This is a genomic window from Vibrio hibernica (assembly GCF_015223435.1).
Lineage (GTDB): Bacteria > Pseudomonadota > Gammaproteobacteria > Enterobacterales > Vibrionaceae > Vibrio > Vibrio hibernica.
The window spans coordinates 22,112-47,918 of record NZ_VHKO01000013.1; the positions used below are offsets into that span (position 1 = coordinate 22,112).

A 25,807-nucleotide genomic window follows, 5' to 3' on the forward strand; every position below is an offset into this window, starting at 1 on the left:
GATGGAATGTAAATAATGAGTCTAATTGAACAAAATGCAACTGATGCGGAGATTGAAAAAGACGAAAATGTGATTTGGCATCAACACCAAGTGACAAAACAAACACGTTCGCAATTGAAGCAACAAAAACCTGTCGTACTTTGGTTTACTGGCTTATCGGGTGCTGGTAAATCAACAGTCGCGGGCGCTCTGGAATCGGCTTTAGTCCAACGTGGCTATCACACCTATTTATTAGATGGTGATAATGTTAGGCATGGGCTTTGTCGTGATTTAGGTTTTTCAGTACAAGACCGACGTGAAAATATTCGTCGTATTGGTGAATTGGCTAAATTGATGGCTGATGCAGGACTGATTGTTTTGTCGGCCTTTATTTCACCTCATCGAGCAGAGAGACAAATGGTGCGTGAATTACTGCCAGAAAGTGAATTTATTGAAGTGTTTGTCAATGCACCGCTTGAAGTGTGCGAACAACGTGATCCTAAAGGTTTGTATAAAAAAGCTAGAGCGGGAGAGTTAACGAACTTCACCGGTATTGACTCAGAATATGAAGCACCATTACAAGCAGAAATTGATTTACTTGCTGGAGACAAGTCCATCGGTGAGTTGGTTTTACAGTGTTTAAATACGTTGCAAGCGAAAGGCATTATTAGCGCATAACGGTTTCGTACTTTTTTCGTTATATCGATATCAATACCAACGTTATGAGCTAATTACTCTGCTCATAATGTTGGTATTTTATATAAAAGGAAAATAACGTTTTTTCTCTTCTATTTTGATTAACTTACAGTGATTTTTTTATTAACTGCAATACTTGTTGTATATCTTGGTCGGTTAACTTGCCTTGTTTAGTATATAACACCTGACCCATTTTATTTTGAACTATAATGGTGGAAGTGCTCTCATCAAGTTGCCATACTTTCGATACGACGCCGTCGCTGTCTAGCACCATTGAAGACCAAGGGAAATCTTGTTTACCATCCTCAGCTGAAGATTTAACAAATGATCCTGTACCCCAAATTGAATCATTTTGGTTCACAATCGTAGTCGTTTGATAATCATCTTCAGGGAAGTGTTCATTAGTGATGGCTTCCATCAATGGGGCATTCATTGATTTTGCACTTGAACGACCTGCAATAGCTTGGATGACGCGAACTTTGCCAAGCATTTGTTCCGTCGTCCATGGTAAATAAGAGGTAGTATCATTTTCAATAAAGATTTCACCGCCCTCGTCAACGCTGACTGCCGCGACACTTTGGCCTACCTTAATATTATTCGCGTGAGTAATAAAAGGAGTGATGGATAATAATAAAATAGCAGTGATTTTTTTGAACATAATGAATTACCTAGTTTAAACACTAATAATGAAGAATCCTTTACATAATAGCGTAACAATTGTGTTTTAAAGTGTGTATTTGTCGCCTAGATCTAATTTTCATTTCATTTTTTGTCTATAACAGGTATTCACCGATTTTAAGTAGAGGCGAAACCTTACCGCTACAATCGCTTTATTCGTTGAATTTGATTCACACCAAAACAAATGGGTTAATATCATGAATATGAAACCAATTTTTCGTCGCTATCGTCCAACTAAAATTGCACGTTTTGTAAAAATGCTGTTTAGTGGGGAGTTTATCATTCAAGGGGTTGGATATTTCCGTTTTGACCAGGGTAAAGTATTGTTACCAGCCATTGCAGATAAGAAGCAATTAAAGGTAATGAAAGAGATAAATTTAGCGATTAAAACACTATCGTTGGACTGCTAAATTTATACTGCTATTTAGTGATAGAGCGTTGTAGTTCTTATGGTAGAAGCATCGACTACAACGCCGTGATTGTTTTTCTGTGTTAGCGTTTATTTTTGTGGAGGGAAGCAAACTCCAGTACCACCAATACCACAATAGCCTTGAGGGTTTTTGGCTAAATATTGTTGATGATAAGTTTCGGCCAAGTAATAGTCTTGGATAATACTGATTTCTGTGGTGATGCTGAGTTTATTTGCGTGCTCTAGCGCCTGCTGGTACCTATCTTTACTGGCGATAGCCACGGCTTGGTCTTGTAAGTTTTCGACTAAAATTATTGAACGATATTGGGTTCCGATATCATTACCTTGACGCATTCCCTGAGTAGGATCGTGACGTTCCCAAAATACGGTTAAAATCTGATTTAACGTAATTTTGCTTGGATCAAATATAACGCGTACAACTTCGGCATGTCCGGTTTGACCAGAACATACTTCTTGATAGGTTGGGTTAGGAGTATAACCACCGCTGTACCCAACCGATGTACTAATAACGCCTTCCAGTTGCCAAAAAACACGCTCCGCTCCCCAAAAACAGCCTAATCCTAAAAAAACTTGCTGGTAACCATTTGGTTTTTCTGCTGTTAAATCAGTTTGGTTTATAAAGTGCTGTTCAGTTATCGGCATTTTTTCGCTTCGGCCTACCAAAGCCGTTTCTTGAGTGATTAATTTATCTTTATTTGACATGTTTTAGCCTCTTGTCGCTTTAGAGAAAATAGAAAGTCTGGTAGTTTAGCAAACAGTTATACTACCAGACCTGATGGTCTCATCCGTTATTTCAAATAAACGAAAGTTTCAATTGTTTCAAGGATAGAGTCGCAATCACCTATGAATAAAATCCACTTTTCTTTTTTACTCAGTATATTGCTTATTTTGCCTGTGACGGCAAGTTATGCGGCAACTGATCTGACTATAAAAGGTGTAGATGGAGAGGTGGAAGACAATATCTCCGCGTATTTATCCTCGATTAAGGAAGATGAGTATTCCGTATCTTTGCGCTTTCAATCTCAAGTCGAAGATAATATTCGCGACGCTTTAAAAGCATTAGGTTACTACAATCCTGAGATCCACTTTAGCGTTGAAGGGGACGAGACTGCAAGCGATAACGAATTGATCGTTCAGGTGGATAAAGGTTTACCTAGCATTATTTATGTTAGTGATATTGATATTAGCGGTGAAGCCGCGGCAGATGTCGATTTTGTTCACTTAGTCGACCGTGCGAAGTTAAATTTAGGCCAAGTGATCAATCACGGTCATTATGAGAGCTTCAAAGATGCAGTGAGAAATTTAGCACTGCAAAAAGGCTATTTTGATGGTGAATTTACCGATGCGAGATTGCAAGTGTCTCCAGAGCGTAATCAGGCTTTTATTCACTTGCATTACCAAAGTGGCCCTCGTTATGTTTTTGGCAGTACGATGATATCAGGAAGCCAAATTGAAGATCCTCGAGTTCGCTCATTAATTCCTTATAAAGAGGGCGATCCCTATCAGTCGGTTACGGTGGGTTTATTAAACCAAAACTTATCTAGCACGGAGTGGTTTTCATCTGTTTCGGTTTTACCCGATCTTGAGCATTCAGGAAAAACAAAAAAATTACCGATGACAGTCAATCTTGCGCCGCAAACTAAAAACCAGATCGAAACCGGTATTGGTTACTCTACTGACGTAGGACCAAGAGCTAAGTTATCGTGGAAAAAGCCGTGGCTAAATGAATACGGCCATAGTGTTGGTGCCAGTGTTATGGTTTCGAGACCAGAAAAAACCTTTATCGCTAACTATAAGATCCCGCTTGAAGATGTTTTGCATGATTATTATTTAATGCAGTATGGTTTTAAAGATGAAAATGAAAACGATACTGATAGCCAAGAACAAAACCTCTCATTTGAAAGGCATTGGCTGTATGACAATGGGTGGCATCGTAGTATTTACCTTCGGCTCTTATATGAAGATTATGTACAGGCTTCTGAGTCTGGCAATTCTCTTTACGTTTTACCTGGTATCTCATTTTCGAGAGTGAGGACTCGCGGCACCAGCGCAATGCCAATGTGGGGAGATAAGCAAAGTATTAATGTTGAATATGGCGATCCAATGGCTTTTTCTGATACGCGTTTACTTAGAGTGATTGGTCATACTGCTTGGGTGCGTGGATTAGGGCAAAATCATCGTTTTTTAACTAGGTTGGATGCTGGCGGAACTTTTGCTGAAAATTGGGATGAGGTACCACCGTCATTACGATTTTTTGTCGGCGGGATAAACTCTTTACGCGGTTATGGTTATGAAGAAATTTCACCAAAAAATAGCAAGGGTGAATTAGAAGGCGGTGCTTATATGGCAACCAGTAGTTTTGAGTATCAATATCGAATTACTGGCAATTGGTGGTGGGCAACGTTTGCCGATTTTGGTGATGCATGGACCGATACACCTGAACTTAAAACTGGGTTAGGAATGGGGCTCCGTTGGGGATCACCAGTTGGGCCTATTCGCTTGGATTTTGCTTACGGTAAAGATGCAGCTCAAGGTGATCAATTCCGTATCCACTTTACCTTAGGGCCTGAGTTGTAATGAAACGACTATTGAAATGGCTATTAGGCATTATTCTAGTAATACCGACGACAGTGCTGGTGGTATTGCTATTGGTTGTCGTTCTCTTATTTACTAATGTTGGGTTAAGCACTTCGTTATGGGTGGCGCAAAAGTTTGTGCCTGAATTGAAAGTGGGTGAGATGCAAGGGAGTTTATTGCCAGCATTTACCTTGCATGATGTGCAATACAATAACACTGATATTCCAATTAATGTTCGGCTTAAACAATTTGACTTTTCGGTGACTCTAGATTGCTTATTACAACGTTCAGTGTGTGTCGATACTGTTGCTATACAGGGTTTAAAGTTAGAACTCCCTTCCTTACCTGAACCTTCGGATACACAAGAAAATGCTAAGAGTTCTATGCCTGCATTATTCTTGCCGATTCCAATTTCGTTAACCCATTTAACCTTAAATGATATTGATCTAAACATTTTGGGCAATAAGGTGAGTTGGAAATCATTCTCTAGTGGTTTATATATGCAAGGCAAAACACTGACGATCAGTCCAACGCAGTGGCAAGCTATTCGTCTATCGCTAGCATCCACTAAAGAACAATCATCAGGAGCCAAACCCTCATCTAAAGAGAAAGCCATTCCGTTATCACAACAGCCTGATATTAAACTTCCCAATATTACATTGCCTTTGAACTTGAATATTGAATCGTTTGAAGTCAAAGATTTTAAGATGGCTGGCGAGACGCCAATAGTGGTTAACCGTTTAGCATTAATGGGTGATACCAGAGGCAGTAAAGTTAATATAATGCGCTTGCAGTTAGACGCTCCACAAGCCGATGTGGATGCCAAAGCGAAGGTCACACTTTCGGGGGATTACCCACTGAGTCTGCGCATGAATAGCCAACTAAAAATCCCTGAGCTTAATGGACAAAAGATTCGCTTGGAAGCCGATGGTAGTGCGGCCGATTTATCGTTACGCACGCAGTTGTCTAATGGCGCACAAGCTCACCTGCAGGCAAAACTACAACCACTGAAGGCAGCCTTGCCGTTTGATATTCAATTGAGCCAAACAAAAGTTCGCTGGCCTCTAAAAGGGCCATCAGACTACCAACTTAGCGTGCCTGATTTAAGTGCCAAAGGTTCATTAGAACAATATCACTTTACTTTTCAGGCGGAGGCTTCAGGAGGCGATATTCCATCTACTGGGCTAGAGGCAATAGGTTCTGGCAATATGTCTCAAGTAAGCATTAAAAGAATCACTCTTGATACTTTAGGCGGGCATATTTCTGGGCAAGTAATGGCCAACTGGCAGCATTTATTTTATTGGACTGCCACGCTCGGCTTGACGGATATACAACCGGGCTTGCAATGGCCACAAGCAGAAGGAAAAATTAGCGGCAGTATCGTGAATTCTGGCTCATTAACGAAGCAAGATGGTTGGCAAGTCAAGGTTCCAAGCTTAGATATTAAAGGCGTTTTAAGGCAATATCCGATTGTGATTAAAGGGCAACTGAATGCCAGTGATATCAATGGTGATGGCAATGTAAACTTGAAAACTCGAGGGTTGCGTATTTCTCACGCCGATAATGGCTTATTGATGAAAGGTGATCTAGGGAAGAAATGGCATATGGATTTGGATGTTTCTGCACCGAAATTATCACAATCTATTCCTCAAGTTAAAGGCAGTGTTAAAGGCATGGTTCGGCTGCGTGGATTGCAAAAACAGCCGAAGATTTACACTAACGTAGAAGCGAACAATATCGCTCTACCTGAAATGGAAGCAACATTAAAGTCGTTAAGTATAAAAGGAGAAGTGAGCCCGCTACCTGCGCCTAGTGGCGATATTTCATTACTGGCGAGCCAAGGTAAATATCAAAATCGTACTTTAGAAACATTAAAATTACGATTTGTGGGAGATGAAGCGAAGCATCAATTAGATTTTGATGCCATCACCGATATTGTTGCTACCCATTTTGTATTAACTGGGGGGGTTAGTGATAAATCAAAAACACACTGGAAAGGTCAATTAGAGTCCGCATTAATTGAGCTTAAGCAGCCAGAACTACAATCTCAGCGCTGGCAACTCGACCATCCTTTGCCATTGGCTTATCAAATCGATAAACAAACCGCTCAAATTGATGCGCATTGTTGGTCAAATTCTCCAGCAAAAATTTGCTTAGAAAATAATGCCACCCTGGGAGAAAAAGGGGAAGCCGCTATTTCAGTTAAGCATTTTGTTTTTTCCCAGCTAAAAGCCTTTATTCCTGCTGATACTGTAATCAGCGGTGAGCTCAATGCGACAGCTTGGGCTAAATGGGCACCCAATACCGCTCCTCAAGTTAAGCTTGATGTCATGATCCCCAAAGGATATGTGACGCAAAATCTTGCTACACCGGTAACCCTTGGTTGGGAAGATATAAAACTCAGTGCGAATTTACGCAACAATACGCTCGATCTTAATTGGTTACTGGATTTAATCAATAACGGTGACATTAAAGGAAATATTTCAATTAAAGATGTGCAAGGTCAGCGCCCTATCATGCAAGGTAAGAATGTCATTAAGCACATTAACCTGTCATTTCTATCACCATTATTGGGTGAGCAAAACCTCATGCAAGCCGATATTAATTCATCACTCACCTTTCAAGGGCCGATGTTAAAACCTAAGGTAGTCGGTGATTTTAGAGTGTTAGACATGAAGCTGAAAGGTCAGATGTTTCCTGTCGATGTGAATAGCGGGGAAGTGAATACTCAATTTAATGGTTATTCTGCGAAGTTAAACTCGAACCTTCATACTCCTGACGGTGAGCTTAACTTAAAAGGGGATGCGGACTGGTCAAATCTTGAAAAATGGAGGGTGAATTTACGCGTCTATGGTGATGAATTAAAAGTGGAAGCGCCGCCAATGGTGCGCTTAAAAGTTAAACCAGATCTTACCATTACGATTACCCCCACGTTAGCCAAAATCACGGGCAATATTGATATACCTTGGGGACGTATCTTGGTGGAAGAGCTACCAGAAAGCGCTGTGAGCGTTTCAAAAGATGAAGTCATTCTGGATCAGAATCTTAAGCCTATAGAGAAGAGCACCGGCCTACCAATGGAGCTGGAAACCGACATTACTATCAATATTGGCAATGATGTGAGTTTATCAGCCTTTGGTCTACGTGGTAATTTAGTCGGTAGTTTGAAAGTTTCTCAAAAGAATAAAGGGCCTTTTATTTTTGGTGAGATACGAATAGAAAATGGTTCCTATCGATCCTTTGGTCAAGATCTGATCATTAAGGAAGGTAAGATCTTAATGAATGGCCCAGCTGATCAACCTTATGTTTCGATAAAAGCGATCCGAAACCCTGATAACACGCAAGATGATGTTATTGCAGGGATCACGGTGACCGGTCCTGCAGATGCGCCAGAAGTCGTGGTGTTTTCTGAACCCGCAATGCCACAAACGAATGCATTATCCTATTTATTACGCGGGCAAGATATAGAAGGTGGTTCTGGCGGCAGCGCCATGACGACAGCATTAATTGGCCTTAGTTTGGCGAAGAGCGGTAAAGTAGTCGGCCAAATTGGTGAAAAGTTTGGCGTGCAAGACTTGCAACTTGGAACAGCAGGATCGGGGGACGATTCACAAGTCACCGTGAGCGGTTATATTGCGCCAGGTCTACAAGTGAAATATGGCGTTGGAATTTTTAACTCATTAGGTGAATTTACGGTTCGTTATGAATTAATGAGTGATTTTTATGTTGAAGCGGTGACAGGACTCGACAGTGCGGTTGATTTCATCTATCAGTTTAGTTTCAACTAAGCTTACTTAAAATAAGGCGCTTTCTAGTAATCGGTGTTATCTATTAATTACTTTGAATAAAAAGTGAACAAAAAAGCCATGAGAGCCGTATTGGTTAAGGTGTTAATGATGGAGAATAGCTATGAAACGTTTATTTTTATTCGTAACCATCATCATTCTTGCGGGTTGTGCATCGCAAAATACAATGCCAAACAGTAGCAATGCTCAAGCTTGGCAAGCTTATGGTCAAGAACGTGCAAGCAAAGGTTTTGTTGAACACTCTAAGCAAGACTTAGCGACTAAAAGTGGTTTGACGATGCTGAGCAATGAAGCATCGGATGCTTATCATCAAGGTTATCTTATTGGTCAAAAACAATATTGTGGTCAAAATGCATCATGGCTAGGCTCAACAGGACAGCCTTACCGTGGCATTTGCGATAATATGGATCCTTTCTTCCGCCAAGATTATATGTCGGGAATGCAATCTAACCATGGTGGTATGTAGTCCTTTTGAACACCTATTCTAATGATATGGTATCTATATAAAAAACCCTCAATGATTTAAAAATAATTATTGAGGGTTTTATGTTAATAGGTGTATTGAGTAAAAATTATTTTTTAGCGCGCTCAAAAGATTCTAAAATCTCTTGGCGGGCAGAAGCGACATCTTCCCAACCATCGACTTTTACCCACTTGCCTTCTTCAAGATCTTTGTAACGCTCAAAGAAATGGGTAATCTGAGCTTTTAATAGCGTAGAAACATCGCCAATATCTTGAATGTGGTCGTATTCTTTCGATAGCTTACTGTGTGGGACCGCAATCACTTTTGCATCTTCACCAGATTCATCTGTCATTTTCAATACGCCAACTGGACGACAGCGAATGACTGAACCTGGCATTAATGGAAATGGAGTTGGAACCAATACGTCTACTGGGTCGCCATCTAAAGATAAAGTGTTGTTTACATAGCCATAGTTACATGGATAAAACATTGGAGCTGACATTAAGCGATCTACAAATAGTGCACCGCTGTCTTTATCGACTTCATATTTAATTGGGTCAGCATTGGCTGGGATTTCGATAACCACGTAAAGATCATCGGGTAGTGATTTACCTGCTGGGACATGATTTAAGCTCATTGGGGCTCCTTTTATAAAAGTAATTAACCGCCAGATTATAACGTGACTTGTCGATATTTTGTAGCAGGAAGGTTATCAGTGTGCGGTTGAAATGATGAAAAAGAATACATGACCCTCAAATAAAACGAATATAGAAGATCGCAATGAGAGCGAGAGTTGCTCACATTGCGATTATAATAATAGCTTAGAGGTATGCTAATACCGCTTAGTCTGGAAATTGCTCCAGGAATGATTCTACTTTTTCAACCATGACAGGTGATCCCACTACAAAAGGCACACGTTGGTGTAACTCCGTTGGTTTGATATCCATAATACGTTGATAACCATCGGTCGCTTTACCACCTGCTTGTTCCATTAAGAAAGCGATGGGGTTGCATTCATATAATAAACGCAGTTTGCCGCTAGGGTGACTTTCAGTACTTGGATATAAGTACACACCGCCTTTTAACAAATTTCGATGAAAGTCAGCGACTAATGAACCAATGTAGCGAGATGTATAAGGGCGATTGTCTTCAGGCACGTTTTCTTGGCAATATTTAATGTACTTCTTAATGCCTGTTGGAAAACGAATATAGTTACCTTCGTTAATCGAGTAGATAGAACCAACCTGTGGGATCATCATTCTTTCATGAGATAAGCAGAACACACCAAGGGATGGATCATAAGTAAAGCCGTGTACACCATTTCCTGTGGTGTACACCAACATGGTGGACGATCCATAAATAATATAGCCAGCCGCCACTTGTTTATGACCTGGTTGCAAGAAATCTTCTTGAGTCGGTGCGCTGCCAATGGGTGAAACTCGGCGGTAAATAGAGAAAATAGTCCCAACGGATACATTGACATCAATATTAGATGAACCATCGAGTGGATCCATTAATACGACGTACTTTGCATTTTTATTGAGATCTTTATTAAAAGCTACGGCTTCATCTTCTTCTTCGCTTGCGACTCCGCACACTTGATCGCGTGCTTCAAGTGCAGCCTTGAATTTATCATTGGCATAAAGATCGAGCTTTTGTTGCTCTTCACCTTGAATGTTTTCCGCGCCAACGGAGCCAGTAATATCGACTAATCCAGCTTTATTTATTTCACGATTGACAATTTTTGCAGCCAGTTTGATGGAGCCAAGCAGGGAAGAAAGATCACCACTGGCATGTGGAAAATGATGTTGGTTTTCAACAATAAACTCGCCTAAGGTGCGGGTTGTCGACATAACAGATCCTTTTTGTCGTTTAATTTGTCATAAGTAATAAAGGGGGAGCGCCGTTGTATGATGTTTTGAATATTTGCTTCCGGATTGTAAATCTAGAATCTTATTTATGGTAATGAAGTAAGCGAGCAAATTAGATAAATGTGGACTTAAGCAAGTGAGCTTTTATTGTCTCTAGTTTTAACGATAAAATTATTGAAATCCACCATACATTTTCTTGTGTTTACGTTACTATTCACCGCAATTTTGACAATTTATAATCAGCTCTACGGTTATGGGCAGGAAACCTTATTATGCATATTCATATTCTTGGTATTTGTGGCACTTTCATGGGCGGAGCCGCGGTATTAGCGCGTCAGCTTGGGCATAAAGTGACGGGTAGTGATGCCAATGTTTACCCACCGATGAGCACCTTGTTAGAGTCGCAAGGTATTGAAATAATTGAAGGATTTGACCCGTCTCAATTAAATCCTGCGCCTGATTTAGTTGTGATTGGTAACGCAATGAGTCGTGGTAATCCGTGTGTGGAATATGTCTTAAATCATAACCTTAAATACACCTCTGGTCCGCAATGGTTGCAAGAGTTTTTGTTGCATGATCGCTGGGTACTGGCGGTGGCGGGTACCCATGGTAAAACCACAACCTCCAGTATGCTGTCTTGGATTTTAGAAGATTGTGGTTACGCTCCTGGTTTCCTTGTTGGGGGAGTACTTGGTAATTTTGGTGTGTCGGCACGTTTAGGCGATAGCATGTTTTTCGTGGTGGAAGCGGATGAATATGACAGTGCTTTTTTCGATAAGCGTTCTAAGTTTGTGCACTACCATCCTCGCACCTTAGTGATGAATAATCTTGAGTTCGATCATGCGGATATCTTTGATGATCTGGAAGCGATCAAGCGTCAATTTCACCATTTAGTGCGTACTATTCCGGGTAATGGTCGCATTCTTACTCCAACTAATGATGCAGGGTTAGAGGATGTGATTAAGCGTGGTTGCTGGAGTGAGCTTGAGCATATTGGCGATGATGGTCACTGGAAAGCAGACAAAGTGAAAAAAGATGGCAGTCATTTTAATGTTTACCTTGATGGTCAACTTGGTGGTGAAGTGAAATGGGAGTTGGTTGGCGATCATAATGTCAATAATGCCTTGATGGCGATTGCTGCCGCACGTCATGTAGGAGTCACTGTTGATCTTGCTTGTGAAGCGTTAGGGAAATTTATTAATACCAAACGTCGTTTAGAGCTTAAAGGCATTGAAGCTGGCGTGACGGTTTATGATGATTTTGCTCATCATCCAACCGCGATTGATCTCACCCTTGATGGCCTGCGTAATAAGGTGGGTGAACGTAAAATTATTGCCGTATTTGAACCACGTTCAAGCACCATGAAGATGGGAGTACATCAACAAACTCTCGCCGCGGCTTTTAAGCATGCCGATGTAGTGGCGTTATACCAACCTAATAATATTAAATGGTCAGTTCAATCAGTTGCTGATCAATGTAGCCAAACGGCTTTTGTTGAAGATGATATTGATGAATTAGTGCAGCGAGTGGTGGCACAAGCTAATGAGGGCGATCAGATCTTAGTGATGAGTAATGGGGGCTTTGGAGGGATCCATGCCAAGCTATTACAAGCATTAGCCGATAAAAAGTAAAAAGATCATCATAAGTAAAAAGGTGTCTTAGCAAAAAGATCATAATAGGCAAAGAGATCATGATGATCTTTTTGCTAAGTTAAGAGTTAAGGAAGAATAATGAATCAATCATCAAATAAACATATTACGTTAGCTTTCACTGGAGCCTCAGGCGCACCTTATGGCCTGCGTTTATTGGAGTGTTTGCTTGCCGCCGATTATACGGTGTATTTATTGATTTCTTCCGCTGCGCGAGTGGTGATGGCAACGGAACATGGTTTAAAACTACCGAGTGGCCCACAAGCGGCGCAAAAAATATTGATTGAGCATTTAAATCGCAATTTCGACCAGATGAGCACGCATAAAAAGTTGATTGAGAGTGAGAAGCTTATCGTATGCGGCAAAGAAGATTGGTTCTCGCCGGTGGCCTCAGGTTCGGCTGCACCAAAACAAATGGTTGTGTGTCCTTGTTCGGCAGGTAGTGTGGCATCGATTGCGCATGGCCTCTCGGATAACTTAATTGAACGGGCTGCCGATGTGGTGATGAAGGAGCGTGGTCAACTGTTGCTGGTGGTACGTGAAACGCCATTCTCGACATTGCATCTTGAGAATATGCATAAACTTTCTCAAATGGGGGTGACAATTATGCCTGCTGCACCGGGTTTCTATCATCAACCTAAAACCATTAACGATTTGATTGATTTCATGGTCGCGCGAATGTTAGATCACCTGGGTATTGAACAAGGATTAGTACCGCGTTGGGGATATGATCAGCGTGATTAACACGCCGTTTATGAATGAGTCGCTAGCCTAATAATCGACAATTTAATACAATCAAAATACTCATCGGGGAGCCTTGTGCTGAGATCTTTTTTTTCTTTCGGTTGAAAAAGAGACCCGTGAACCTGAACCAGATAATGCTGGCGTAGGAATTGAGTCTGGATCTCCCTACTTATTCTCCTGTGCCGCTCACTAAAAAGGATATTCTAGTGAACGACATCTTTTCTACTTCGATTACACATTTACATTCACATTCTATTGGCTCAATAACCACGAAAGCCAAAATGGTTTTTAGCGCGTTAGCCTTGCCTGTCTTGTTATCTTTTTCTTTTAATGCACAAGCGGCTGACAAAGAAGTCTTAACCGTTTATACCTACGACTCTTTTACTTCTGATTGGGGGCCGGGGCCTGCAGTAAAAAAAGCGTTTGAAGCTAAGTGTGGTTGTGAACTGAATTTTGTCGCATTAGACGATGGTGGTTCGGTATTGAGCCGTTTACGTTTAGAGGGTAAGAATAGTAAAGCCGATGTGCTGCTTGGTCTAAATAACAACATCATGGATCAAGCCGAGCAAACGGGGTTACTGGCACCACATCATGTCGATATGTCTAACATCACCATGCCGGGAGGTTGGAATAATTCGTTATTTGTCCCGTTTGATTATGGCTATTTTGCTTTTGTGTATAACAAGCAGAAAATGAAGAATCCGCCAAAGAGTTTAAAAGAGTTGGTGGATCGTGATGACTTCAACATTATTTATCAAGATCCCCGCACCTCGATTACAGGGCAAGGTTTATTGTTGTGGATGAAATCAGTGTATGGCGATAAAGCGCCCCAAGCATGGCAAAAATTGGCCAAGAAAACCGTCACGGTCACAAAAGGTTGGTCTGAATCTTATTCGATGTTCTTAAAAGGCGAGTCGGATATGGTGCTCTCTTACAGCACATCTCCGGCTTATCATATTATTGCTGAAAACGATGATAATTATGCGGCGGCGAGTTTTACCGAAGGGAATTACACCCAAATTGAATTGGCCGCGAAAGTGAAAAGTAGCCAACACCCAAAACTTGCCGATGAGTTCATGCAGTTTATTTTGAGTGATGATTTCCAAAATCAAATGGCGACCGCCAACTGGATGTACCCAGTCACCGGTATCACCTTGCCAAAAGGCTATGAGCAGTTAAGTGTGCCAAGCAAAATGTTGAGTTTGGATCCTAAACAAGTGGCAAAAGAGCTTAAGCCATGGACGAGAGAGTGGCAATCGGCGCTCTCAAACTAATATGATGATGCGCGGTAATACGACGGGAATAGTAAGCTAATGGGAATAGGTTTGTGATGAATGGGTCTATTCCTAAGTTAGGAATCTGGATTGCGATTGGTATTGGCTTGTTTGTACTCGCCAGCATCGGCGCGTTAATTCAATATGCGCCAACTCTAAATCTAAGCTGGATATGGCAAGATGACTATTATCGGCACATTACCTATTTTAGTTTTTACCAAGCCTTTTTCTCCACGCTATTGAGTGTAGGGCTTGCGATCCCCGTGGCGCATGCTTTATCTCGTCGTCAATTTAAAGGTAAAGGCTTATTACTGAAATTGTTTGCATCGACCTTAGTGCTGCCAGTATTAGTTGGTGTGTTTGGGATCTTGGCTATTTTAGGCAACAGTGGTTTATTGGCTGATTTATTTACACTATTTGACCGTAAATTACCTTTTTCTATTTATGGTTTAAATGGCATCTTAGTTGCTCATGTCTTTTTTAATCTTCCGTATGCCAGTCGTTTGTTGCTGCAATCATTAGAGTCGATTCCGTTTGAGCAACATAAATTGTGTGCGCATTTAGGAATGAACCCATGGCAAAAATTTTATCTTGTGGAATGGCCACGTATCAAGCAGCAATTACCGCATGTGGCGGGATTAGTCTTCATGCTGTGCTTCACCAGTTTCTCAACGGTAATGGCGTTGGGGGGCGGGCCGAAATCCACCACCATTGAGCTGGCTATTTATCAAGCGATAAAATTTGATTTTGACTTGCAATCTGGCGCGATTTTAGCATTGTGGCAAATGGTATTATGCGGATTATTAAGCCTCACTATTTTAAAGTTTAGCCGTACACTTCCAGCCAGTCAGGCTCATTCTGGACTGATATTAGGCACTCAATCGAATTGGGCATTAAAGTTATGGGATGGTGTGTGGATTGGATTCTCGATGCTGGTGGTATTACCGCCGTTAATCATGGTGGTGTGGCAAGGAATCAACCCCAAAGCTCTGATCATCTTGCAAAACAGCCAGTTTTGGCAGGCGTTATGGTCTTCCGTTCAAGTGGCTATTTTAGCCAGTAGCCTCGCATTATGCTTAGGTATTGGAATCTTAATGACCAGTCGAGCATGGCACTTAAAAGGTCATGTGAATCGATCGCATGGCATTGAGTTACTCGGCACGATTATTTTAGTGACGCCCGGTATTGTGATAAGCACGGGATTGTTTTTATTGCTTCGTGATCAGGTGGATGTATTCAGCTTAGCTTTCTGGGTGGTGATTCTGGTCAATAGCTTGATGGCGCTGCCCTATGTGATTAAAACACTGGCCCAACCTATGCTGCAAATTGCACAGCAATATCAATATATTTGCGCCAGTTTAGGGATGAAGGGTTGGTCACGTTTTCGCTTGATCGAATGGCGAGCGTTGAACAAGCCGATTGCCCATGCTTTTGCGATCAGCTTTATGTTTGCGATGGGGGATCTTAGTGCTATTGCCTTATTTGGTAGCCAATCTTTTACTACCTTGCCGCTGTATTTATTCCAATTATTAGGCAGTTATCAAATGCAGTCAGCAGCGGTTGTCGCATTATGTTTATTGCTATTTAGTGTGTTGTGTTTTGCACTAATAGAAACGGTCTTTAAACAAGCGAATAAGCCTCAAAACAATAAGCCTCAAAGTAATAAGTCTCAAAGTAATAATCGCCTTAGTCCGAAAAACAACACTGTCAGTAATCAAGAGGAAAGTCATTGATGAGTTGCGTCTTATCATTACAACAAGTGGTTTATCATTATGAACAAGAACGTTTTGAATTTGATTGCCAGCTCGAACAAGGACAAATCCTCGCTTTAATGGGGCCAAGCGGTTCTGGGAAGTCAACTTTGCTGAGTTTGGTTGCTGGATTTATCGAACCCATAAGCGGTGATATTCAAGTGCAAAGAAAAAGTGTTTTAGGATTACCGCCACATCAACGTTCAGTGGCAATGCTGTTCCAAGAACATAATTTATTCACTCATTTAAGCGTGCGCGATAATATTGGTTTAGGTTTGCATCCCGGGTTGAAGCTAACAGCAAGCGACAAACAACAGGTCGAGCAAGCCGCGCAGCAAGTAGGATTGGAAGATATGCTAGATAGACTGCCAGAACAGTTATCTGGCGGGCAAAAGCAGCGTGTTGCATTGGCACGTTGTTTTGTTCAGTCGCATTCAATTTGGTTATTAGATGAGCCCTTTTCAGCACTGGATCCGGTATTACGCGAAGATATGCTACAACTCGTTAAGCGGTTAGCAGATGAGAGAAAAGTGAGCGTAGTTATGGTCACCCACCATGTTTCAGATGCTAAAAATATGGCGACACATTTTGCTTTTATGCAGCAGGGGAAAATCTGTGAAAGTGGAAGTATGGAGATGTTATTTTCTAAACAAATCACACCTCAGCTGGCCGCTTTTATTCAGTGATTTTGTGTGCAGGTAATAATGAAAAATGGAGACTGCGAATGGCCTCCATTTTTTATCGATCTTTATTAATCTATTTAACGTTAGGTATTCTCGTATATCGGATTAGTTATTCGGTTGCGTCGTTTTATCTAAAGTTTGGCTACGCTTAAAGTCCATGAAGTAACACAGTGCGGAATAGAACATAATGACATAGCCGAGAACTTCCGTGCCTTCTTCCGCCACTATTTTTACCGCCCTGACAGATGCGTCACCCATGAGCCCGTCCCATAAGCTACCCATCCCAAAGATGCGAGAGAAAACAAGTAAAATACAAAGCCCGACAGTCATCGAGACACTGTTTCTATCGAGGATATGTGCGCATAAACCATCAAGCGTTTTTTGTTTATCACTCCAAGCGTAGCCGATGGCAGTTGCCGCAACGATTAAGGCTGGAACAACCCAAAAACCATGGAATATGAGGTCAAGAAATTCGTCAAATTCTCGGATCAATAAGCAAGCAAAAAAACCAGTTACCAGCACATAAGCGTGACGGGTTGCGGGTTCTTTTTTGGCAATATAGCCAAATAGACAAACTGAAATAAAGAGGATTGTTTCTTGTAATAGTTCGGTGAGGGAAATTTCGCTAAGTCCATTATGCAAATAAAACATATCAATACGGACACACATTACAGGTAAAGACACCAAAACCGATAACACTAAAAATCGTAGTGTTGCGCGTCGAATCACTTGCAGTTTTTGGGTATTGTTCATATGAAAACCTAGGTAAACGCTGTAAAAATGTGATGGGTATATCAGTTTTTACGAGGGGAGTGAAAGAAGCGGACGATTCTAGCTACGTTTTATTGTTTAAACCAATGTTAAGTTTAGATTCATTTTTCATATGATATTCCTATAAATCATAAAAAATTGATATTATCTCAAATGAAATAGACTCAAACAGCTATCTATTTTGTTGTGTTAAGTTTTTAAAAGCGGTTTAGCTTTTAATATAATTAACGTTGCAGCCTGAATTAGCTGCAACGTTAGACACTATAAGTTCTCTTCAGCAAACTCAGCCAAGCGGCTTCGTACTACGCCATTTAAATGGACGTTGACACTACCTTCAAAGCTTTTAAATCTCTCAACAATATAAGTTAAACCAGAGGTGACAGGGGTTAAGTAGGTAGAATCTATTTGCGCCAAGTTACCAGAGCAAACAATTTTGCTGCCCTCACCACAGCGAGTGATGATGGTTTTAATTTGTGAAGCGGTGAGATTTTGACATTCATCCAGAAGCACAAAGGCATTTTGGATGGAACGACCACGCATAAAGTTAATCGATTTGAATTGAATATTGGCTTTATCACAGATGTATTTTAGTGATCCCTCCGTATTGTGATCATTCTTATGCAGTGCTTCGAGTGTGTCAGTGATGGCGGCAAGCCAAGGCAACATTTTTTCTTCTTCCGTTCCCGGTAAGAAACCAATTGCTTCCCCGATATCGGGTGTGTTTCGGGTCACGATGATCTTATCGAATATTTTCTTTTCTATAGTCATTTCCAGTGCAGCCGCCATTGCAAGTATGGTTTTTCCGCTTCCTGCTGCTCCAGTTAAAATAACTAAATCGATATCCGGATCGAGTAAGGCATTCAGTGCCATGCCTTGATAAATATTTTTAGATCGAACATCCCAAGCTTGCCGGTGTAATAAATGTTCTCGGCCTAAATCACGAATTTTGGCCGTGGTTGGCGTGAGTTCTTCAACGCGGCCAGCAAAGTCGCTATCTTCATCTATTAGATATTGGTTGATGTAGGTTGGCTCAAGCCCTTCACGATCGACAGTATGAAAGGTTTTACTGCCGATATTTTTGCTTTCAACTTGTTTAAAGTTATCCCAAAAGTTGCCTTTATATTCAGTAAAACCTTTGGTAAGAAATTGCACATCATCAATCAGTTGGTCAGTGCGGTAATCCTCAACATGCTCAACACCGGCGCCTTTAGCACGCAAGCGCATATTTATATCTTTGGTGATTAACACGACTTCTCGCGGAGCGCTGCTATTTTGCAGTGAAAGTACACCATTGAGGATTCGATTATCACCCGCTTTATCGGCAAAGGCTTTGTCGCTGTCTTGGATGTCAAAATCAGCCAAAATGGAAATAGTTCCGCTGACATGATTGCTATCGGTTATCTGCTTTCCAAATGGAATACCGGTCGATATTTCTTCTGGCGTAGCGTCGTGAAAAATGGCTTCTAATGCACGAATTGCGACTCTGGCATCTCGCGCTACATCGCGCTTACTGTCTTTTATTCGATCAAGTTCTTCTAATACGGTCATCGGAATGACGACATCGTGTTCTTGGAATGAGTAAATAGCGTGGGGTTCGTGTAGTAGAATATTGGTATCAAGGACAAAGAGTTTGCGCGATGATTTATCGTGCTGAGTATCGCAGTTTTGCGTCTTTTTGATTGTGCCCATAGCATCTCCTTTTTCCACCAAGCGGAAGGCAAGCAATGTACTTTCTTAGTATATGAAAGTTTTTTGCTTTCGACCTTACAATAGCGCTTAAATATTGACACTTTTATGTCAGTCCACAAAATTAATGCGATTCAAGGTGATAAAAAAGGCGCTGTGCAGTACTATGTGCGGCTTTTTATCGATGAGCGTTATGCTTGTCTTTATTTTTCTTGGATCTTTGCTTTTACGAGAAAAACAGCTTATTTAGCACTAAAATAATGGTGTGTTTAGGCGTATTAATAAGAATTTTTTGATTTGGTTAGAGGTAGTCGATTACATGATATTTGCGTTAGGTCAGCGTTGGATTAGTGATACAGAAAGTGATTTAGGTTTAGGTACTATTGTCGCATTAGATGCGCGTACCGTGACTGTGATGTATGCCGCTTCTGAAGAAAATAGGCTCTATGCTCGTAGCGATGCGCCGATCACTCGTGTGATTTTTAATGTTGGCGATGTGATTGAAAGCCAAGAAGGCTGGAGCTTAAAAGTTGAGACATTAAAGGTTGATGCTGATGTGTTGACTTATATTGGTACTCGCCAAGATACGCAAGAAACCGACGTTGTATTACGTGAAATATTTCTTAATAACCAAATTCGTTTTAATAAACCGCAAGACAAATTATTTGCCGGTCAAATTGATCGCATGGACAATTTTGTGTTGCGCTATCACGCACTCTCGAATCAATACCAACAACATAAGAGTCCAATGCGTGGTCTTTGTGGTATGCGTGCTGGCCTTATTCCGCATCAACTTTATATTGCCCATGAAGTGGGTCGACGTCATGCGCCTCGTGTTTTACTCGCCGATGAAGTGGGTTTAGGTAAAACCATTGAAGCGGGGATGATTATTCACCAACAAGTGCTGACTGGTCGCTCTGAACGCATTCTTATTGTGGTGCCTGAAACCTTGCAGCATCAGTGGCTTGTGGAAATGTTGCGTCGTTTTAACCTGCATTTTTCAGTGTTTGATGAAGAGCGTTGTATTGAGTCTGAATCAGAAGGCAATCCATTTGATACTCAGCAGTATGTATTGTGCTCATTAGATTTCTTGTGCAAGCATTCGAAGCGTTATGAGCAAGCTCTAGCGGCTAAATGGGATCTGTTGGTGGTTGATGAAGCGCACCATTTAGAGTGGAGCCGTGAAGCGCCAAGTCGTAAGTATGAAATGGTTGAAGCGTTAGCCGCAAATATTGCCGGGGTGTTATTGCTGACTGCAACCCCAGAGCAGCTTGGGCATGAAAGCCACTTTGCACGTTTGCGCTTGCTTGACCCAGATCGCTTCTTTGATTACCCAACGTTTGTAAAAGAAGAGCAACAATACGCGCCAGTGGCAGAAGCGGTCACCAGTCTAGAATCTGGGAAATCACTCACCAACGATGAAAAAAATAGCATTACTGAATTATTGTCAGAGCAAGATGCCGAACCACTCTTTCGTATTTTAGATGGTTGTAGTTCACAAGCAGAATTTGATATTGAGCAAAAAGTGCTAGCGCGCCAAGAGTTAATTGATAACTTAATGGATCGCCATGGGACTGGGCGTATTTTGTTCCGTAATACCCGCGCCGCGATTCAAGGTTTTCCAACTCGTAATGTGCATCTACTAGAAATGCCAATGCCAGAGCAATATACGCGAGCGATGCGTGTAGCAAAAATGATGGATGGCGATTTACCCGAAACCACCCAAGCCATCAAAAACCTATATCCAGAAGAAATTCTTCAAGACTTAGAAGGCGATAAATCTTCTTGGTGGAGTTTTGATCCTCGCGTCAGTTGGCTGTTGGATAAAGTGCTGGCGAAACGGTCGGAAAAGATATTAGTGATCGCCTCGCGTGCCACAACCGCATTGCAGCTTGAGCAAGCATTGCGTGAACGTGAAGGTATTCGCGCCACGGTATTCCATGAAGGCATGTCGATTTTAGAACGAGATAAAGCGGCGGCTTATTTTGCACAAGAAGAAGGTGGGGCGCAGGTTCTTATTTGTTCAGAGATTGGTTCTGAGGGGCGTAACTTCCAGTTTGCCAATCAACTTGTGATGTTTGATTTGCCGTTTAATCCCGATTTACTTGAACAACGTATTGGTCGTTTAGATCGTATTGGGCAAATGCGCGATATTGATGTGTTTGTACCGTACCTTACGGATTCTGCACAATCAATTTTGGCGCATTGGTATCATCATGGGCTTAATGCTTTTGCAGAGACGTGCCCGACAGGTCGTTCGGTTTATGACCAATATTCTGATCAGCTGGTGGCAATGTTGGCCGCGATTAATATCGATGATTTAAATGAGTTGGTAGAAGATTCAGCCAAGCTAAATAAAACGCTGAAATCCCAGTTAGAGCAAGGTCGAGATCGTTTACTCGAAATTCACTCCAATGGTGGTGAAAAAGCGCAGAAAATTACCAAAACGATTGCCGCGGGTGATAATGACACCAATCTGGTTACGTTTTCTTTAAGCCTGTTTGATACGATTGGTTTAAATCAAGATGACAAAGGTGAGAATGCGTTAGTGGTGACACCATCTGAACATATGATGGTGCCAAGCTACCCAGGACTACCTTATGAAGGCGCAACGATTACCTTTGATCGTGATACGGCATTGTCGCGTGAAGATATGCACTTCATCAGTTGGGAGCACCCAATGATCCAAGGCGGGATTGATTTACTGTTGAGCGAAGGTGTTGGTACTAATGCGGTATCTTTACTTAAAAATAAAGCATTGCCTGTCGGTACTCTATTTTTAGAGCTGGTGTATGTTGTGGATGCACAAGCTCCAAAACGCAGTGGAATCAATCAATTCTTACCTAAAACGCCAATCCGTTTATTAATGGATGCCAAAGGCAATGAATTATCAGAACAAGTACCGTTTGATACCTTTAATCGTCAACTTAGCCCAATTAATCGTCATATGGCGAGTAAAGTGGCGAGTTCGGTGCAAGACCAAATTCACGCCTTGATTGAACAAGCCGAGCAAGCGGTATTGCCTCGTTTAGATGAGGTTCGTCATAGTGCGAATAGCGAAATGCAGCAAAAACTCAATGGCGAATTAGAGCGCTTGCTGGCATTAAAAGCGGTGAATCCGAATATACGAGATGAAGAGATTGACATTCTTGAGCAACAAATGCAGCAGTTGTCGGGCTATATTGAAAGTGCTCAACTGCAACTGGATTCATTGCGTTTGATTGTGGTTGCCCATCAATAGGCAATTTTTAATAGATAGAGACCTTAGCTCTGCCGCCTTGATCTTCATTGTTATTGGATTTTAGGCGTCAGCGCTCATACCTAGAGACGTTTGGTTATGGCTTTACTCGAATACTTTCCTCCTACCGATCCTTGGACTGAAATTGTCTACCAAGATAATCATATTTTAGTGGCCAATAAGCCGGCTGGTTTACTGTCTATTCCTGGGCGTTTACCTGAGCACCACGACAGCCTGTGGAGTCGCTTGCGTGAAGATTATCCAGATATTCAAGTGGTACATCGTTTGGATATGGCGACTTCTGGTTTAATGCTATTTGCGTTGACTAAATCAGCAGAGCGACATATTAAGAAGCAGTTTCAATATCGCTTAACCCATAAAATGTATTACGCCCGTGTGTGGGGATGTGTTGAGCAAGATGAAGGTGAGATTGATTTGCCCTTAATTTGCGATTGGCCAAATCGACCACGACAAAAAGTGTGTACTCAAGATGGCAAACCATCGCTTACTCGTTATCAAGTCGTTGCGAGAGAAGACAAAACCACCGTTGTACGCTTACTGCCTATTACTGGTCGTTCTCATCAGCTTAGAGTGCATATGATGTCGATTGGTCATCCTATTGTTGGTGATGAATTTTATGCGACTCCTGAGGCATTTGCTTTTTCGGATCGTTTACAACTGCATTCGGCTGAGTTAGGTTTTTACCATCCGCGAAATTTGAGGTTGTCGACGATTTTTGTTCAGTGTGATTTTTACCCTGATGTTGAAGCTCAGCTTTTAGAACATTATAACCCGCCCTCTAAATTGCCCGATTATAAAACATTGCCTTGTCCTTAATTGAGCAGGGCTGAATCTTAGAAAGGATTTTTTATGACGATAACGCCGCGTAACCTACCAAGTAAACCTACGGTAGTTTTTCTTGATGTTGCCACTATTCCGAACCAAATCAGTATCCCTAACTTAACCTTTGAACATCAGTTTCAGCAGTTTGATTTGACCGAGCCAGATCAAATTATTGAGCGTATTCAAGCGGCTGATATTGTGATCACCAATAAAGTCAAACTGACCGCAGAGGTTTTAGCACATGCACCCAATCTACGTTTAATTGCAGTGGCGGCAACCGGAACCGATAATATTGATTTAGCTTATTGTCGTGATAAGCAAATTGCAGTCGCCAATGTGCAAGGGTACGGCACTCGTTCTGTGCCAGAGCACGTGATCGCCATGATGTTTGCGCTAAAGCGTAACTTAGTGGGATATCACCAAGATATTGCAGCGGGTGTTTGGCAACAACAAAAGCAGTTTTGTTTCTTTTCTCACCCGATCGGTGATGTCGCGGATTCTACATTAGGTATTATCGGCAGCGGCAGCTTGGGTCAGGCGGTGGCGAAGCTGGCTAAATCGATAGGGATGCGAGTGATATTCGCTGAGCGTAAAGGGGGCAAACAATGCCGACCGGGTTATGTGCCGTTTGAGCAAGTATTGTCACAAGCAGATGTAATAACGTTACATTGTCCATTAAGTGACAGTACTCATAATTTGATTGCAGAGCCTGAGCTTCAATCTATGAAGCCGAGTGCGATTCTTATTAATGCGGGCCGTGGCGGTTTGGTCAATGAAGCCGATTTAATTGCAGCACTAAAAAGTAAACACATTGCAGGCGCTGGTTGTGATGTCTTTACTCAAGAGCCCGCGGATGAAACCAATCCATTAATTGCTAATATGGATCTACCTAATTTGATCTTAACCCCACATGTAGCTTGGGGTAGCGATTCTTCTATTCAAACCTTATGTAATATATTGATGGATAATGTAGTGAAATTTCAGCAAGGGATTGAGCAAAATAGAGTGGTGTAGTGCCTCGTTTTTTAAAGCATAGGTCGTTCAATATTTCCCTTGCCTAAAGTGATTGCCTCTTATACAATTCGCCGTCCTGAAATCTCGGTCTTTTATATTTTTCGTTCCTTGTTTCCTCCGGACGGCCGAGCCCATGTGGAAACTAATAATCCGTAAGGAGCAACCTATGCGTCATTACGAAATCGTATTCATGGTGCACCCTGATCAAAGCGAGCAAGTGGCTGGCATGATCGAGCGTTACACTGGTTCTATCACTGAAGCGGGCGGTACTATTCACCGTCTAGAAGATTGGGGTCGTCGTCAAATGGCTTACCCAATCAACAAACTTCACAAAGCTCACTATGTTCTTATGAACGTAGAAGCTGGCCAAGAAGTGATTGACGAGCTAGAAACTGCTTTCCGTTTTAACGATGCAGTTTTACGTAACATGATCATGCGCACTAAAGGCGCTGTGACTGAGCAATCGATTATGCTTAAAGTACGTGAAGAGCGTGCTGAACGTGCTCCACGTCGTGAAGATCGTGAAGAGCGTTCTGAAGTTAAGCCAGAAGCTAAGCCAGAAGCAGACGCTGAGTAATATTTGATGACCAATCGATTGGAGTTAAGCGGCCATGTCGTTAAAGCTCCAGTTAGAAGCCTAAGTCCTGCTGGCATTGCCCATTGCTTTTTTAGCCTTGAGCATCGTTCGACAGTGATGGAAGCCGATTTACCAAGGCAAGTTTATTGTCGTATACAGGTAGTCGTTAGTGGGCAAAGGTCACAAGCATTAACTCAACATTTAGTTCTAGGCAGTAACATTAAGGTAGGCGGTTTTGTCGCTTATCAGACTGGCCGAAATGGTTTAGGAAAATTAGTGCTACATGCTGACAACATTACTCAAATTTAAGATCAGGAGATAGCCCATGGCTCGTTTCTTCCGTCGTCGTAAATTCTGCCGTTTTACTGCAGAAGGCGTACAAGAGATTGATTACAAAGACGTATCAACTCTTAAAAACTACATCACTGAAGCTGGTAAAATCGTACCTAGCCGCATCACTGGTACTAGCGCTAAATATCAGCGTCAGCTAGCTCGTGCTATCAAACGTTCTCGTTATTTAGCACTTCTTCCATATACAGATAAGCATCTGTAATTGGTCGCAGTTAAATAATTTAAGAGGACTAAGATAATGCAAGTTATTCTACTTGATAAAATTGGTAACCTAGGCAACCTTGGCGACCAAGCAAACGTTAAATCTGGCTACGCTCGTAACTTCCTTATCCCACAAGGTAAAGCAGTTATGGCAACTAAAGCTAACGTTGAAGTTTTTGAAACTCGTCGTGCTGAACTAGAAGCTAAAGTTGCTGAGCAACTAGCTGCTTGTCAAGCTCGCGCTGATCAAATCAATGCACTAGAAGCCGTTGTACTTGCTTCGAAAGCAGGTGATGAAGGTAAATTGTTCGGTTCTATCGGTACTCGCGATATTGCTGATGCAATTACTGCAGCTGGCGTTAAAGTTTCTAAGAGCGAAGTTCGTCTTCCTGAAGGCGCACTACGTAACATCGGTGAGTTTGACATTAGCATCCAACTTCATTCTGAAGTTTTTGCAGATGTTAAATTACAAGTTGTTGCTGAGTAACTCTCAACGCAATACAAAAAAACCGACTTTTTAAGTCG

At 41.7% G+C, this 25,807-nt stretch carries 24 protein-coding genes and 1 riboswitch; of the genes, 18 read left to right on the forward strand and 6 right to left on the reverse strand.

The features are described 5' to 3' along the window. The first annotated feature begins 15 nt into the window (after positions 1 to 15). Positions 16 to 657 carry an adenylyl-sulfate kinase gene (gene cysC / locus FH976_RS07425; RefSeq protein ID WP_194090243.1) on the forward strand — a complete coding sequence of 214 codons (642 nt, stop codon included), beginning with the start codon at positions 16 to 18 and terminating at the stop codon, positions 655 to 657. Between the two features lie 124 nt (positions 658 to 781). Here the strand turns inward: cysC and FH976_RS07430 are convergent, their stop codons facing one another. Then, the gene (locus FH976_RS07430; protein ID WP_194090244.1) at positions 782 to 1,333 is read right to left on the reverse strand and encodes a YtfJ family protein; all 552 of its coding nucleotides are present in this window, start codon (positions 1,331 to 1,333) and stop codon (positions 782 to 784) included. A 217-nt stretch (positions 1,334 to 1,550) separates the two neighbouring features. On the opposite strand from FH976_RS07430, the gene FH976_RS07435 reads away from it, so the two are divergent. Then, positions 1,551 to 1,763 carry a DUF1107 family protein gene (locus tag FH976_RS07435; RefSeq protein ID WP_194090245.1) on the forward strand — a complete coding sequence of 71 codons (213 nt, stop codon included), beginning with the start codon at positions 1,551 to 1,553 and terminating at the stop codon, positions 1,761 to 1,763. 89 nt (positions 1,764 to 1,852) lie between these two features. Here FH976_RS07435 and msrA read toward each other — a convergent pair whose 3' ends face one another. Next, positions 1,853 to 2,485 (reverse strand): peptide-methionine (S)-S-oxide reductase MsrA, encoded by a 633-nt coding sequence (msrA, locus tag FH976_RS07440; RefSeq protein WP_194090246.1) that lies wholly within the window; start codon positions 2,483 to 2,485, stop codon positions 1,853 to 1,855. A gap of 141 nt (positions 2,486 to 2,626) precedes the next feature. Here msrA and tamA point away from each other — a divergent pair, with 141 nt between their 5' ends. The 3 genes from tamA (at position 2,627) to FH976_RS07455 (ending at position 8,632) form a co-directional block, all read left to right on the forward strand. Next, positions 2,627 to 4,360 carry an autotransporter assembly complex protein TamA gene (gene tamA / locus FH976_RS07445; RefSeq protein ID WP_194090247.1) on the forward strand — a complete coding sequence of 578 codons (1,734 nt, stop codon included), beginning with the start codon at positions 2,627 to 2,629 and terminating at the stop codon, positions 4,358 to 4,360. Further along, positions 4,360 to 8,148 (forward strand): autotransporter assembly complex protein TamB, encoded by a 3,789-nt coding sequence (gene tamB, locus FH976_RS07450; protein ID WP_194090248.1) that lies wholly within the window; start codon positions 4,360 to 4,362, stop codon positions 8,146 to 8,148. Before tamA ends, tamB begins: the two co-directional genes overlap by 1 nt. 121 nt (positions 8,149 to 8,269) lie before the next feature. Further along, positions 8,270 to 8,632: a DUF2799 domain-containing protein gene (locus tag FH976_RS07455; RefSeq protein WP_194090249.1), complete on the forward strand. Its 363-nt coding sequence runs from the start codon at positions 8,270 to 8,272 to the stop codon at positions 8,630 to 8,632. A 106-nt stretch (positions 8,633 to 8,738) separates the two neighbouring features. On the opposite strand, the gene ppa is transcribed toward FH976_RS07455, so the two are convergent. Further along, a complete protein-coding gene (gene ppa, locus FH976_RS07460) occupies positions 8,739 to 9,266 on the reverse strand; it encodes an inorganic diphosphatase (protein ID WP_194090250.1) in 528 nt (175 codons plus the stop codon). Between the two features lie 205 nt (positions 9,267 to 9,471). Beyond that, positions 9,472 to 10,482 (reverse strand): class 1 fructose-bisphosphatase, encoded by a 1,011-nt coding sequence (fbp, locus tag FH976_RS07465; RefSeq protein ID WP_194090251.1) that lies wholly within the window; start codon positions 10,480 to 10,482, stop codon positions 9,472 to 9,474. 290 nt (positions 10,483 to 10,772) lie between these two features. Here fbp and mpl point away from each other — a divergent pair, with 290 nt between their 5' ends. From mpl to thiQ, 5 genes are all read left to right on the forward strand, one after another. Next, a complete protein-coding gene (gene mpl, locus FH976_RS07470) occupies positions 10,773 to 12,131 on the forward strand; it encodes a UDP-N-acetylmuramate:L-alanyl-gamma-D-glutamyl-meso-diaminopimelate ligase (RefSeq protein WP_194090252.1) in 1,359 nt (452 codons plus the stop codon). A 99-nt stretch (positions 12,132 to 12,230) separates the two neighbouring features. Next, on the forward strand, positions 12,231 to 12,893 hold the full coding sequence (locus FH976_RS07475; RefSeq protein WP_194090253.1) for a flavin prenyltransferase UbiX: 663 nt from the start codon (positions 12,231 to 12,233) through the stop codon (positions 12,891 to 12,893). A 54-nt stretch (positions 12,894 to 12,947) separates the two neighbouring features. Continuing rightward, a riboswitch (TPP riboswitch) is annotated at positions 12,948 to 13,059 on the forward strand. A 115-nt stretch (positions 13,060 to 13,174) separates the two neighbouring features. Continuing rightward, positions 13,175 to 14,167, forward strand: coding sequence for a thiamine ABC transporter substrate binding subunit (thiB, locus tag FH976_RS07480; protein WP_194090279.1), 993 nt, complete (start codon positions 13,175 to 13,177; stop codon positions 14,165 to 14,167). 56 nt (positions 14,168 to 14,223) lie between these two features. Further along, a complete protein-coding gene (thiP, locus tag FH976_RS07485; protein ID WP_194090254.1) occupies positions 14,224 to 15,900 on the forward strand; it encodes a thiamine/thiamine pyrophosphate ABC transporter permease ThiP in 1,677 nt (558 codons plus the stop codon). Continuing rightward, complete coding sequence (gene thiQ, locus FH976_RS07490) at positions 15,900 to 16,604, forward strand: thiamine ABC transporter ATP-binding protein (RefSeq protein WP_194090255.1); 705 nt, start codon at positions 15,900 to 15,902, stop codon at positions 16,602 to 16,604. Before thiP ends, thiQ begins: the two co-directional genes overlap by 1 nt. 102 nt (positions 16,605 to 16,706) lie before the next feature. Here thiQ and FH976_RS07495 read toward each other — a convergent pair whose 3' ends face one another. Both FH976_RS07495 and FH976_RS07500 read right to left on the reverse strand, forming a co-directional pair. Further along, positions 16,707 to 17,354 carry a hypothetical protein gene (locus tag FH976_RS07495; RefSeq protein WP_194090256.1) on the reverse strand — a complete coding sequence of 216 codons (648 nt, stop codon included), beginning with the start codon at positions 17,352 to 17,354 and terminating at the stop codon, positions 16,707 to 16,709. 279 nt (positions 17,355 to 17,633) lie between these two features. Next, positions 17,634 to 19,061, reverse strand: a complete 1,428-nt coding sequence (locus FH976_RS07500; RefSeq protein WP_194090257.1) for a PhoH family protein — start codon at positions 19,059 to 19,061, stop codon at positions 17,634 to 17,636. Positions 19,062 to 19,166: 105 nt separating this feature from the next. Here FH976_RS07500 and FH976_RS07505 point away from each other — a divergent pair, with 105 nt between their 5' ends. The 8 genes from FH976_RS07505 (at position 19,167) to rplI (ending at position 25,769) form a co-directional block, all read left to right on the forward strand. After that, entirely contained in the window at positions 19,167 to 19,319 is a 153-nt protein-coding gene (locus FH976_RS07505; protein WP_194090258.1) for a hypothetical protein, read from the forward strand. 58 nt (positions 19,320 to 19,377) lie between these two features. Beyond that, positions 19,378 to 22,299 carry an RNA polymerase-associated protein RapA gene (gene rapA, locus FH976_RS07510; protein ID WP_194090259.1) on the forward strand — a complete coding sequence of 974 codons (2,922 nt, stop codon included), beginning with the start codon at positions 19,378 to 19,380 and terminating at the stop codon, positions 22,297 to 22,299. Between the two features lie 96 nt (positions 22,300 to 22,395). After that, on the forward strand, positions 22,396 to 23,133 hold the full coding sequence (rluA, locus tag FH976_RS07515; protein WP_194090260.1) for a bifunctional tRNA pseudouridine(32) synthase/23S rRNA pseudouridine(746) synthase RluA: 738 nt from the start codon (positions 22,396 to 22,398) through the stop codon (positions 23,131 to 23,133). A 33-nt stretch (positions 23,134 to 23,166) separates the two neighbouring features. Continuing rightward, positions 23,167 to 24,153 (forward strand): D-2-hydroxyacid dehydrogenase, encoded by a 987-nt coding sequence (locus FH976_RS07520; RefSeq protein ID WP_194090261.1) that lies wholly within the window; start codon positions 23,167 to 23,169, stop codon positions 24,151 to 24,153. Between the two features lie 166 nt (positions 24,154 to 24,319). Next, positions 24,320 to 24,730 carry a 30S ribosomal protein S6 gene (rpsF, locus tag FH976_RS07525; RefSeq protein WP_194090262.1) on the forward strand — a complete coding sequence of 137 codons (411 nt, stop codon included), beginning with the start codon at positions 24,320 to 24,322 and terminating at the stop codon, positions 24,728 to 24,730. Between the two features lie 6 nt (positions 24,731 to 24,736). Further along, the gene (priB, locus tag FH976_RS07530; RefSeq protein ID WP_194090263.1) at positions 24,737 to 25,039 is read left to right on the forward strand and encodes a primosomal replication protein N; all 303 of its coding nucleotides are present in this window, start codon (positions 24,737 to 24,739) and stop codon (positions 25,037 to 25,039) included. A gap of 16 nt (positions 25,040 to 25,055) precedes the next feature. Then, complete coding sequence (gene rpsR, locus FH976_RS07535; protein WP_027695404.1) at positions 25,056 to 25,283, forward strand: 30S ribosomal protein S18; 228 nt, start codon at positions 25,056 to 25,058, stop codon at positions 25,281 to 25,283. 36 nt (positions 25,284 to 25,319) lie between these two features. Beyond that, positions 25,320 to 25,769 (forward strand): 50S ribosomal protein L9, encoded by a 450-nt coding sequence (gene rplI / locus FH976_RS07540; protein ID WP_194090264.1) that lies wholly within the window; start codon positions 25,320 to 25,322, stop codon positions 25,767 to 25,769. Positions 25,770 to 25,807: the final 38 nt, after the last annotated feature.